Raw genomic sequence first — 12,023 nt, 5'->3', positions numbered from 1 at the left:
GCCGATCATACCCGCATTAAGAGAAGCTGCGAAGCAGCATCGCGAGAAAGCTGACCATGGTTGAAAATAGCGAACTACGCAAAGCCGGCCTCAAAGTGACCCTGCCACGGGTCAAGATTCTACAAATGCTCGATTCCGCAGAGCAACGCCACATGAGTGCCGAGGATGTCTACAAGGCGCTTATGGAGGCTGGCGAGGACGTCGGTCTGGCCACGGTTTACCGTGTTCTGACCCAGTTCGAGGCAGCTGGCCTTGTGGTGCGACACAACTTCGATGGAGGCCATGCGGTCTTCGAACTGGACGATGGCAAGCATCACGACCATATGGTCAACGTCGAGACCAGTGAAGTCATCGAATTCTTCGACGAAGAAATCGAGCGGCTGCAGAAAGCAATCGTCGACAAGTATGGTTTCGAGATGGTTGATCACAATCTTGTACTGTACGTACGCAAGAAAAAGTAAGCATGTCGCGCGGACTTGAGGTTCGCGAAACGAACGAAGGCGACCCCAGGGTCGCCTTCGTGCTTTCTGTCGCTCTCAGATTTTCGCGGTAACGACCATTTTTTTCGCGTGGGCCAGGGATTCCTTGGTGAGGTCGATACCCCCGAGCATTCGCGCCACTTCTTCCACTCGCTCGTTTTTGTTGAGTTTGGACACGGCGGTGCGAGTAGCGTCCTCGCCACGCACTTTGTGCACGAATAAATGCTGGTGGCCCTGGGCGGCGACCTGGGGCAGGTGAGTGACGGTCAGCACCTGGCCGCGTTCCCCCAGTCGGCGCAGCAGTTGGCCGACAATTTCCGCGGTTGGGCCACCGATGCCCACGTCCACTTCGTCGAATACCAGTGTCGGCACGCGGGAGGTCTGCGCGGTGATGACCTGGATGGCCAGGCTGATTCGCGACAACTCACCGCCGGAGGCGACTTTGGCCAGGCCCTTGAGCGGTTGCCCGGGGTTGGCGCTGACCAGCAGTTCCACCTGTTCCAGCCCATTGGGTTGGAGCTCGTCGCCGGCGTTGGGGCGCAGTTCGATGGTGAAGCGTCCTCCCGGCATACCCAGGCGCTGGATCTCCTGCTCCACGGCACTGGCCAGTCCTGTCGCAGCCTGGCGCCGCAGTTCACTGAGCTCCTTGGCCTTTTCCTGGTAATGACGGGCATAAGAAGCCAGTTCGTCTCCCAGACGCTCGATGGATTCATCGTTGGCGTTCAGGGTTTCCAGTTCTTCCAGCAGGCGCTGCTGGAGTTCGGCAACGTCGGTCGGCTGGATGCGGTGCTTGCGCGCCAGCGTATAGATGGTGTCCAGGCGCTCTTCCAGATACTGCAGGCGGGCCGGGTCGGCATCAAAATGATCGAGGAAGCGGTTCAGTTCCCCAACGGCTTCCTCGACCTGGATCTGCGCGCTCGTCAGCAGGTTGGTCGCTTCGTTCAGGGCGCCCACCGAATTGTTCACGCTGGAGAGTCGGTTCAGGCTCGCTGTCAGGGCGTTGAGCACATTGCCCGAATCGCTCTCGCTGCATTGTTCGACCACCTGGCGGCAAATGCCCAGCAGGGTTTCGGCATTGGTCAGGTTCTTGTGTTCCTGCTCCAGTTCTTCCAGTTCGTTTTCACCCAGGGACAGGTTTTCCAGTTCTTCGAGCTGGTAGCTCAATAGCTGGTGACGGGCACGCTGTTCGTCGCCGGAGTTGGAAAGGCGATCGAGCTCCTGCCGGGTCTGGCGCCAGCGTTGGGCGGCCAGTTGGACTTGTCGGGCCAAGTCGGTGGCGCCGGCGTACTCATCCAGCAGGCGACGATGGGTATCGGTCTTGAGCAGGGATTGGTGTTCATGCTGGCTGTGGATGTCGATCAACAGTTCGCCGAGGGCCTTGAGATCGCCCAGGGGGCAGGGCGTGCCGTTGATGTAGCCTCGGGAGCGGCCTTCGGCGGTAATGACCCGGCGCAGGATGCACAGGCCGTCGGTGTCCAGGTCGCGTTCGGCCAGCCAGGCGCTGGCCTCGGGGATGTCGACCAGGTCGAACGTCGCCAGGATGTCGGCCTTGTCCGCTCCGGGTCGCACCACGCCGCTGTCGGCGCGGTCGCCCAGCGTCAGGCCCAGGGCGTCGAGCATGATCGACTTGCCCGCGCCGGTTTCACCGGTGATCACGCTCATGCCTCGATCGAGTTCGAGGTCGAGATGTTCGACGATGGCGTAGTTGTGTACGGACAGGTGCACCAGCATAAGGCCGCTCCCAGGCTTTAGGTCTGGTTATTTATACAGTGTTTTGTTTCGGCCTGACAATGCCCGCGCTTAGCTCGATTTGCTTGGTAAAGTGATTTTCTTAGCGCTGCGAGGAATGGTTATGCAGCTGCTTTTTGTAAGGTTAATTCGTCGGGTGGCCCTTGAAGCTGGAAAACCCGGCCCCATATACCGGGGCAGAAGCGCGAGTCGAGCTCGCGGACGAAGTTGAAAGGAGAAATCTCTATGGCTGACGAACAGACGCAGGACACGCAAAATCTAGACGCCAATCAGGCTTCCCAGGATTCCGGTGAGGACCTGACGGCACGTGTACAAGTGCTCGAGGAGCAACTGGCCGGTGCGCAGGATCAGGCGTTGCGTGTAGCCGCCGACCTGCAGAATGTCCGCCGTCGCGCCGAGCAAGATGTAGAAAAGGCTCATAAATTCGCCCTGGAGCGTTTTGCCGGCGACCTGCTGCCGATCATCGACAGCCTGGAGCGCGGCCTGGAGCTGTCCAACCCGGACGACGAGAACATCCGTCCGATGCGCGAAGGCATCGAGCTGACCCTGAAAATGTTCCAGGACACCCTCAAGCGTTATCAGCTCGAAGCCCTTGATCCCCATGGCGAGCCCTTCAACGCCGAGCATCACCAGGCCATGGCGATGCAGGAAAGTGCTGACGTCGAGCCAAACAGTGTTTTGAAGGTTTTCCAGAAGGGCTATCTGCTTAATGGCCGTCTGCTGCGCCCGGCCATGGTCGTGGTCAGCAAGGCGCCGGCACCGGTTTCGCCTTCTATTGATGAACAGGCTTGAAATCGGGCGCAGCGGCCCCCATCTATAAGTCAAGCGTTTAAGTGCTACCGCAGTTAGCCACCACTGCTGCGGCAACAAAATCCAAGTTCCGGGAGAGTTAACATGGGCAAGATTATCGGCATCGACCTGGGGACCACCAACTCGTGCGTCTCCGTGCTGGAAAACGGCAAGGCCAAGGTTATTGAAAACGCTGAAGGCGCGCGTACCACGCCGTCGATCATCGCGTACGCCAATGATGGCGAAATTCTGGTTGGCCAGTCGGCCAAGCGTCAGGCAGTGACCAATCCGCATAACACCCTGTACGCGGTGAAGCGTTTGATCGGTCGCAAGTTCGACGAAGAAGTCGTTCAGAAAGACATCAAGATGGTGCCTTACAAAATCGCCAAGGCTGACAACGGCGACGCCTGGGTTGAAGTGAACGGCCAGAAAATGGCACCGCCACAGATCTCGGCTGAAATCCTCAAGAAAATGAAGAAAACCGCCGAAGACTACCTCGGCGAAGCGGTGACCGAGGCGGTCATCACGGTTCCTGCCTATTTCAACGACAGCCAGCGCCAGGCGACCAAAGACGCCGGCCGCATCGCGGGCCTGGACGTAAAACGTATCATCAACGAACCGACCGCAGCCGCTCTGGCCTACGGTATGGACAAGGCCAAGGGCGACCACACCGTGATCGTCTACGACCTGGGTGGCGGTACCTTCGACGTCTCCGTGATCGAGATCGCTGAAGTCGACGGCGAGCACCAGTTCGAAGTACTGGCAACCAACGGTGATACGTTCCTCGGGGGTGAAGACTTCGACATCCGCCTGATCGACTACCTTGTCGACGAATTCAAGAAAGAAAGCGGCATGAACCTCAAGGGTGACCCGCTGGCCATGCAGCGCCTGAAAGAAGCCGCTGAAAAAGCCAAGATCGAGCTGTCCTCGAGCCAGTCGACCGACGTGAACCTGCCGTACATCACTGCAGACGCCACTGGTCCTAAGCACCTGAACGTAAAAATCTCCCGCGCCAAGCTCGAAGCGCTGGTGGAAGACCTGGTTCAGCGCACCATCGAACCTTGCCGCATTGCCATGAAAGACGCCGGTATCGACGTTGGCTCGATCAACGACGTGATCCTGGTAGGCGGCCAGACCCGTATGCCGCTGGTGCAGAAACTGGTCACCGACTTCTTCGGCAAAGAAGCCCGCAAGGACGTGAACCCGGACGAAGCTGTTGCCATGGGTGCTGCCATCCAGGGCGCTGTTCTGGCCGGTGACGTGAAGGACGTTCTGCTGCTCGACGTCAGCCCGCTGACCCTGGGTATCGAAACCATGGGCGGCGTGATGACCGCGCTGATCGAGAAAAACACCACGATTCCTACCAAGAAATCCCAGGTGTTCTCGACGGCCGACGACAACCAGGGCGCCGTGACCATTCACGTGCTGCAGGGTGAGCGCAAGCAGGCTGCCCAGAACAAATCCCTGGGCAAGTTCGACCTGGCCGAGATTCCACCAGCGCCACGTGGCGTGCCACAAATCGAAGTGACCTTCGACATCGACGCCAACGGCATCCTGCACGTCGGCGCGAAAGACAAGGCCACCGGCAAGACCCAGTCGATCGTGATCAAGGCTAACTCCGGCCTGTCCGAGGAAGAGATTCAGCAGATGGTTCGCGATGCTGAAGTCAACGCCGAGGAAGACCGCAAGTTCGAAGAGCTGGCCAGCGCCCGCAACCAGGGCGATGCCTTGGTGCACTCGACCCGCAAGATGATCGCCGATGCTGGCGAGAAAGTGACTGCGGAAGAGAAAACCGCCATCGAAGCGGCCGTGGTTGCCCTGGAAGCCGCTGTGAAAGGCGACGACAAGGCCGCCATCGAGGCGAAGATCGAAGAGTTGTCCAAGGTCTCGGCTCCCGTGGCTCAGAAGATGTACGCCGAACAGGCTCAGCCTGCCGAAGGCGCGGCTGCCCAGGGCGAGTCGGCCGAGAAAGCTGACGACGTTGTCGACGCTGAGTTCGAAGAAGTGAAAGACCACAAGTAATCGCTTGTTGGTCGGCCGGTTGACTGCACTTGTGCGGTGGCTGGTAGGATGTCGCCGCGCGGGGGCTTGCTCCCGCGTTGGCGTGTCTGGAGCTAGTGAATTTTTACAGCATGCGACAGTGTTCGGATGTTGGCGGTGCGTTCGGGAATGCTCCTGCTTTCCGGCGATGGGCACTGCGTTTTGGCCGGGGCCCTGGCTGAAATATTTAAAGACCAGGATCGTTGAATTGACGTGAGTTGGGTCCGGGCCTGTATTGGGGCTCAACGAGTTTGGCAAGGTTCAGGAGAGGTTTGCCGGACGTCCTATAAGAGTGCAAAGACTAATGGCGAAGCGTGATTTTTACGAAGTATTGGGTGTCGAGCGGGGGGCCAGCGAGGCAGAGCTGAAAAAGGCTTATCGTCGCCTGGCGATGAAGCACCACCCGGACCGTAATCCCGGCGATAAAGCGTCGGAAGAGATGTTCAAGGAAGCCAACGAGGCTTACGAAGTTCTGTCCGATTCCAGCAAGCGCGCGGCCTACGACCAGTACGGGCATGCCGGTGTCGACCCAAGCATGGGTGGCGGCGGTGCCGGTTTCGGCGGCCAGAACTTCTCCGATATTTTCGGCGACGTGTTCAGCGATTTCTTCGGCGGTGGTCGTGGTGGTGCTCGTGGTGGCGCCCAGCGTGGCAGCGACTTGCGCTACACGTTGGAGCTGAACCTGGAAGAAGCGGTGCGCGGTACCACCGTCAATATCCGTGTGCCGACATTGGTCAATTGCAAGCCGTGCGATGGCTCGGGTGCAAAGAAGGGCTCCTCGCCCGTGACCTGCCCGACCTGCGGCGGCATCGGCCAGGTTCGTATGCAGCAGGGTTTCTTCTCGGTCCAGCAGACCTGCCCGCGTTGCCATGGCCAAGGCAAGATCATTTCCGACCCGTGCGACTCCTGCCATGGCGAAGGGCGCGTCGAAGAGTACAAGACGTTGTCGGTCAAAGTGCCAGCCGGTGTCGACACCGGTGACCGCATTCGTCTGTCCGGCGAAGGCGAGGCAGGTGCCCAGGGTGGCCCGACTGGCGACCTCTATGTGGTCATCAACGTGCGCGAGCATGCGATTTTCCAGCGCGACGGCAAGCACCTGTTCTGCGAAGTGCCGATCAGCTTCGTCGATGCGGCCTTGGGTGGCGAGCTCGAGATCCCGACCCTCGACGGTCGCGTGAAGCTGAAGATCCCCGAGGGCACGCAGACCGGCAAGCAGTTCCGGATTCGTGGCAAAGGCGTCGCGCCAGTGCGTGGCGGTGGTGCGGGTGACCTGATGTGCCGTGTGGCGGTAGAGACACCGGTCAACCTGAGTCGGCGTCAGCGTGAACTGTTGGAAGAGTTCCGCAGCTCGCTGGCGGATGACAACAGTCACTCCCCGAAAACCACTGGTTGGTTCGAAGGCGTGAAGCGCTTCTTCGGCGACCTGTAAGGAGTTCGCATGCGACGTATAGCTGTGATGGGCGCTGCGGGGCGCATGGGCAAGGCGCTGGTCGAGGCGGTGCAGCAGCGCTCGCCGCTCTCCGGCCTGACGGCGGCCATCGTTCGGCCCGACAGTACGTTGGTGGGCGCCGATGCTGGCGAGCTGGCTTCGCTGGGGCGTATCGGTGTGCCGATGTCTGGTGGTCTGGAGAAGGTGCTTGACGAATTCGATGTGCTGATCGACTTCACCTTGCCGGACGTGATGCTGAAAAATCTCGCGATCTGCCGCAAGCATGGCAAGGCCATGGTGATTGGTACCACGGGACTGGATGCTGCGCAAAAGCAGTTGCTGGCCGAGGCGGGCAACGACATTGCAATCGTGTTCGCGGCGAACTTCAGTGTGGGCGTGAACCTGTCGCTGAAGCTGCTGGACATGGCGGCCCGGGTCTTGGGTGACGATGCCGATATCGAAATCATCGAAGCGCATCACCGGCACAAGATCGACGCCCCTTCGGGAACGGCCTTGCGCATGGGTGAAGTAATCGCCGATGCGCTGGGGCGTGATCTGCAGAAAGTCGCCGTGTATGGGCGTGAGGGGCATACCGGTGCCCGTGAGCGCGACACCATCGGTTTCGCCACTGTGCGCGGTGGTGATGTGGTAGGTGATCACACGGTGTTGTTCGCCACTGAAGGCGAGCGCCTGGAGATCACCCACAAGGCTTCCAGCCGGATGACCTTCGCCAAGGGCGCAGTACGTGCCGCGCTGTGGCTGGATGGCCGCGAGCCTGGTTTGTACGACATGCAGGACGTTCTCGACCTGCGTTGATGCCATTGAAGACGGGGTTCAGGTTATACTGCGCCCCGTTTTACACCGCTTCGCGACGGCCTGTCGCATTCCCCTGCCTTTAAGGCTCATTAGCGGTGGACCAAAAAAGCCTTTTTCTGTAAGCTACAGCTTTAGTGTGTCCACTAAAAGCGCGCAGAATAATTCAGTGAACAAGCGGGGTGACGTGTCCATACGTCACTCCGCTTTTTTACAACCTGCGATCGCCCTTTCAGGCTTTATTTACGGGAGGTCTTCTTGACTAAGCCAGCCATACTCGCCCTTGCTGATGGCAGCATTTTTCGCGGCGAAGCCATTGGAGCCGACGGTCAGACCGTTGGTGAGGTGGTGTTTAACACCGCAATGACCGGCTATCAGGAAATTCTTACCGATCCTTCCTACGCCCAGCAAATCGTTACCCTGACTTACCCGCACATCGGCAATACCGGCACCACGCCGGAAGACGCCGAGTCCGATCGTGTCTGGTCCGCCGGCCTGGTCATCCGTGACTTGCCGCTGGTAGCGAGCAACTGGCGTAACACGATGTCCCTGTCCGATTACCTGAAAGCCAACAACGTCGTGGCGATCGCCGGTATCGACACGCGCCGCCTGACCCGCATCCTTCGGGAAAAAGGCGCGCAGAACGGCTGCATCATGGCTGGCGACAACATTTCCGAAGAAGCCGCCATTGCCGCTGCCCAGGGCTTCCCGGGCCTCAAGGGCATGGACCTGGCGAAAGTCGTCAGCACCCAGAAACAATACGAATGGCGCTCCACGGTCTGGGACCTGAAGACCGACAGTCACGCAACGATCGAGGCTTCCGAGCTGCCCTACCACGTGGTGGCGTACGACTACGGCGTCAAGCTGAACATCCTGCGCATGCTGGTCGAGCGTGGCTGCCGCGTCACCGTGGTACCGGCCCAGACCCCGGCCGCCGATGTCCTGGCCCTCAAGCCCGACGGCGTGTTCCTGTCCAACGGCCCGGGTGATCCCGAGCCTTGCGACTACGCGATCCAGGCGATCAAGGACGTGCTGGAAACCGAGATCCCGGTGTTCGGTATCTGCCTCGGTCACCAGTTGCTGGCCCTCGCTTCGGGCGCCAAGACCTTGAAAATGGGTCACGGCCACCACGGTGCCAACCACCCGGTGCAGGATCTGGATACCGGCGTGGTGATGATCACCAGCCAGAACCACGGTTTTGCGGTGGATGAGGCGACCCTGCCGGCCAACGTGCGTGCGATTCACAAGTCGCTGTTCGACGGCACGCTGCAAGGTATCGAGCGTACCGACAAGAGCGCGTTCAGCTTCCAGGGCCACCCTGAAGCGAGCCCGGGCCCGAACGATGTGGCGCCGCTGTTCGATCGCTTCATCAACGAGATGGCCAAGCGACGCTGACCGCGTGAAGCCCGAGGGCGGCCCCGAGTGCGGCGGCCCCTTCGGGCGCTTCAAAGATTGTTCGACGGCCTAGCCGACTGACCTGCGGATTTGAGTGACAAACCCATGCCAAAACGTACAGACATAAAAAGCATCCTGATTCTCGGCGCTGGCCCGATCGTGATCGGCCAGGCCTGCGAATTCGACTACTCCGGCGCCCAGGCCTGTAAAGCCCTGCGCGAAGAGGGTTACCGCGTCATCCTGGTGAACTCCAACCCGGCCACCATCATGACCGACCCGGCCATGGCCGACGCCACCTACATCGAGCCGATCAAGTGGCAGACCGTTGCCAAGATCATCGAGAAGGAGCGCCCGGACGCGCTGCTGCCGACCATGGGCGGCCAGACGGCGCTCAACTGCGCCCTGGACCTGGAGCGCGAAGGTGTCCTGGAGAAGTTCGGTGTGGAAATGATCGGCGCCAACGCCGATACCATCGACAAGGCCGAAGACCGTTCGCGCTTCGACAAGGCGATGAAATCCATCGGCCTGGACTGCCCGCGCTCGGGCATCGCCCACAGCATGGAAGAGGCCAACGCCGTCCTGGAACGCCTCGGCTTCCCGTGCATCATCCGTCCGTCCTTCACCATGGGCGGCACCGGTGGTGGCATCGCCTACAACCGTGAAGAGTTCGAAGAAATCTGCGCCCGTGGTCTCGACTTGTCGCCGACCAAGGAACTGCTGATCGACGAATCCCTGATCGGCTGGAAAGAATACGAAATGGAAGTTGTCCGCGACAAAAAGGACAACTGCATCATCGTCTGCTCCATCGAAAACTTCGACCCGATGGGCGTGCACACCGGCGACTCGATCACCGTCGCACCGGCCCAGACCCTGACCGACAAGGAATACCAGATCCTGCGTAACGCCTCCCTGGCGGTACTGCGCGAGATCGGCGTGGAAACCGGCGGCTCCAACGTCCAGTTCGGCATCTGCCCGAACACCGGTCGCATGGTGGTCATCGAGATGAACCCACGGGTCTCCCGTTCGTCGGCCCTGGCGTCCAAGGCCACCGGTTTCCCGATTGCCAAAGTCGCCGCCAAGCTGGCCGTGGGCTACACCCTGGACGAGCTGTCGAACGACATCACCGGCGGCAAGACCCCGGCGTCCTTCGAACCGTCCATCGACTACGTCGTGACCAAGCTGCCACGCTTCGCCTTCGAGAAGTTCGCCAAGGCCGACGCCCGTCTGACCACCCAAATGAAGTCGGTCGGCGAAGTCATGGCTATCGGCCGGACCTTCCAGGAGTCCCTGCAGAAAGCCCTGCGCGGCCTGGAAGTGGGCGTCTGTGGCCTCGATCCGAAGCTGGATCTGAACGACCCGGAAAGCATGAGCGTGCTCAAGCGCGAGCTGACCGTGCCGGGTGCCGAGCGCATCTGGTACGTGGCCGATGCCTTCCGCGCCGGCATGACCGTCGAGCAGATCTTCGGCATGAACATGATCGACCCTTGGTTCCTGGTACAGATCGAAGATCTGATCAAGGAGGAAGAGAAGGTCAAGACCCTGGGCATGTCCAGTATCAATCGCGACACGATGTTCCGCCTCAAGCGCAAGGGTTTCTCCGACATGCGCCTGGCCAAGTTGCTGGGTGTGACCGAGAAGAGCCTGCGCGCCCATCGCCACAAGCTGGAAGTGTTCCCGGTCTACAAGCGCGTCGACACCTGCGCGGCCGAGTTCGCCACCGATACCGCCTACCTGTACTCCACGTACGAAGAAGAGTGCGAAGCCGCGCCATCGACCCGGGACAAGATCATGATCCTGGGTGGCGGTCCCAACCGGATCGGCCAGGGCATCGAGTTCGACTACTGCTGCGTACACGCGGCATTGGCCCTGCGCGACGATGGTTACGAGACCATCATGGTCAACTGCAACCCGGAAACCGTGTCCACTGACTATGACACTTCCGATCGCCTGTACTTCGAGCCAGTGACCCTGGAAGACGTGCTGGAAATCGTCCGCGTCGAGAAACCAAAAGGCGTGATCGTCCAGTACGGCGGCCAGACCCCGCTGAAACTGGCTCGTGCCCTTGAAGCCGCCGGCGTGCCGATCATCGGTACCAGCCCGGATGCGATCGACCGCGCCGAAGACCGTGAGCGCTTCCAGCAGATGGTCGAGCGCCTGAACCTGCGTCAGCCGCCAAACGCCACCGTGCGCAGCGAAGACGAAGCGATTCGTGCCGCCGCCAAGATCGGTTACCCACTGGTGGTGCGTCCGTCCTATGTACTGGGCGGCCGTGCGATGGAGATCGTCTATCAGGAAGACGAACTCAAGCGCTACCTGCGCGAAGCGGTCCAGGTGTCCAACGACAGCCCGGTGCTGCTGGATCACTTCCTCAACTGCGCCATCGAAATGGACGTGGACGCGGTCAGCGACGGCAAGGACGTGGTGATCGGCGCGATCATGCAGCACATCGAGCAGGCCGGTGTTCACTCCGGTGACTCCGCCTGTTCGCTGCCGCCTTACTCGCTGCCGGCCCACATCCAGGACGAGATGCGCGAGCAGGTCAAGAAAATGGCCCTGGAGTTGGGCGTCGTCGGCCTGATGAACGTGCAACTGGCCCTGCAGGGCGAAGACATCTACGTCATTGAAGTCAACCCGCGCGCTTCCCGGACGGTGCCGTTCGTCTCCAAGTGCATCGGTGTTTCCCTGGCGATGATCGCGGCGCGAGTCATGGCCGGCAAAACCCTGAAAGAGCTGAACTTCACCAAAGAAATCATTCCGAACTTCTACAGCGTGAAAGAAGCGGTGTTCCCGTTCGCCAAGTTCCCTGGCGTGGACCCGATCCTCGGCCCGGAAATGAAGTCCACCGGTGAAGTGATGGGCGTGGGCGATACCTTCGGTGAGGCGTTTGCCAAGGCCCAGATGGGCGCCAGCGAAGTGTTGCCGACGGGCGGCACGGCGTTCATCAGTGTGCGTGATGACGACAAGCCACTGGTTGCAGGTGTGGCCCGTGATCTGATCAACTTGGGCTTTGAAGTGGTCGCCACGGCTGGTACCGCCAAGCTGATCGAAGCGGCTGGCCTGAAAGTGCGCCGCGTGAACAAGGTGACCGAGGGGCGTCCGCACGTGGTCGACATGATCAAGAATGACGAAGTCACGCTGATCATCAACACCACCGAGGGTCGTCAATCGATCGCCGATTCCTACTCCATTCGTCGCAATGCGCTGCAGCACAAGATCTACTGCACCACGACCATTGCGGCAGGCGAAGCGATCTGCGAAGCGCTCAAGTTCGGTCCCGAGAAGACCGTACGTCGCTTGCAGGATCTACATGCAGGATTGAAGGCATGAGC

8 protein-coding genes are annotated in these 12,023 nt (G+C 60.4%); 7 read left to right on the top strand and 1 reads right to left on the bottom strand.

Features of this window, described 5'->3' with window-relative positions; translation table 11 throughout:
* The first annotated feature begins 56 nt into the window (after positions 1–56).
* Positions 57–461 (top strand): ferric iron uptake transcriptional regulator, encoded by a 405-nt coding sequence (gene fur, locus BT125_RS24845; RefSeq protein ID WP_003197684.1) that lies wholly within the window; start codon positions 57–59, stop codon positions 459–461.
* 75 nt (positions 462–536) lie between these two features.
* Here fur and recN read toward each other — a convergent pair whose 3' ends face one another.
* On the bottom strand, positions 537–2,210 hold the full coding sequence (gene recN / locus BT125_RS24840; RefSeq protein ID WP_072411328.1) for a DNA repair protein RecN: 1,674 nt from the start codon (positions 2,208–2,210) through the stop codon (positions 537–539).
* A gap of 243 nt (positions 2,211–2,453) precedes the next feature.
* Between recN and grpE the strand changes: the two genes are divergently transcribed.
* The 6 genes from grpE to carB all read left to right on the top strand — a co-directional run bounded on the left by grpE (position 2,454) and on the right by carB (position 12,021).
* On the top strand, positions 2,454–3,020 hold the full coding sequence (grpE, locus tag BT125_RS24835) for a nucleotide exchange factor GrpE (RefSeq protein WP_092258762.1): 567 nt from the start codon (positions 2,454–2,456) through the stop codon (positions 3,018–3,020).
* A gap of 102 nt (positions 3,021–3,122) precedes the next feature.
* A complete protein-coding gene (dnaK, locus tag BT125_RS24830) occupies positions 3,123–5,039 on the top strand; it encodes a molecular chaperone DnaK (protein WP_014336568.1) in 1,917 nt (638 codons plus the stop codon).
* 322 nt (positions 5,040–5,361) lie between these two features.
* A complete protein-coding gene (gene dnaJ / locus BT125_RS24825) occupies positions 5,362–6,486 on the top strand; it encodes a molecular chaperone DnaJ (RefSeq protein ID WP_030139779.1) in 1,125 nt (374 codons plus the stop codon).
* Between the two features lie 9 nt (positions 6,487–6,495).
* On the top strand, positions 6,496–7,302 hold the full coding sequence (gene dapB / locus BT125_RS24820) for a 4-hydroxy-tetrahydrodipicolinate reductase (RefSeq protein WP_060739225.1): 807 nt from the start codon (positions 6,496–6,498) through the stop codon (positions 7,300–7,302).
* Positions 7,303–7,557: 255 nt separating this feature from the next.
* Positions 7,558–8,694: a glutamine-hydrolyzing carbamoyl-phosphate synthase small subunit gene (carA, locus tag BT125_RS24815; RefSeq protein ID WP_053118343.1), complete on the top strand. Its 1,137-nt coding sequence runs from the start codon at positions 7,558–7,560 to the stop codon at positions 8,692–8,694.
* Positions 8,695–8,799: 105 nt separating this feature from the next.
* Entirely contained in the window at positions 8,800–12,021 is a 3,222-nt protein-coding gene (carB, locus tag BT125_RS24810) for a carbamoyl-phosphate synthase large subunit (RefSeq protein WP_072411324.1), read from the top strand.
* Positions 12,022–12,023 lie beyond the last annotated feature (2 nt).

This window comes from Pseudomonas sp. NFACC04-2, from assembly GCF_900119265.1.
GTDB classification, from domain to species: Bacteria; Pseudomonadota; Gammaproteobacteria; order Pseudomonadales; family Pseudomonadaceae; genus Aquipseudomonas; species Aquipseudomonas fluorescens_AA.
Note: the sequence above shows the minus strand (reverse complement) of the source record. Positions and strands in the feature narration are given on the sequence as shown.

Coding starts and splice junctions, on each gene's coding strand:
- dnaK (WP_014336568.1), top strand. CDS start 3,123: ATGGGCAAGATTATCGGCATCGACCTGGGGACCACCAACTCGTGCGTC.
- recN (WP_072411328.1), bottom strand. CDS start 2,210: ATGCTGGTGCACCTGTCCGTACACAACTACGCCATCGTCGAACATCTC.
- dapB (WP_060739225.1), top strand. CDS start 6,496: ATGCGACGTATAGCTGTGATGGGCGCTGCGGGGCGCATGGGCAAGGCG.
- fur (WP_003197684.1), top strand. CDS start 57: ATGGTTGAAAATAGCGAACTACGCAAAGCCGGCCTCAAAGTGACCCTG.
- dnaJ (WP_030139779.1), top strand. CDS start 5,362: ATGGCGAAGCGTGATTTTTACGAAGTATTGGGTGTCGAGCGGGGGGCC.
- grpE (WP_092258762.1), top strand. CDS start 2,454: ATGGCTGACGAACAGACGCAGGACACGCAAAATCTAGACGCCAATCAG.
- carB (WP_072411324.1), top strand. CDS start 8,800: ATGCCAAAACGTACAGACATAAAAAGCATCCTGATTCTCGGCGCTGGC.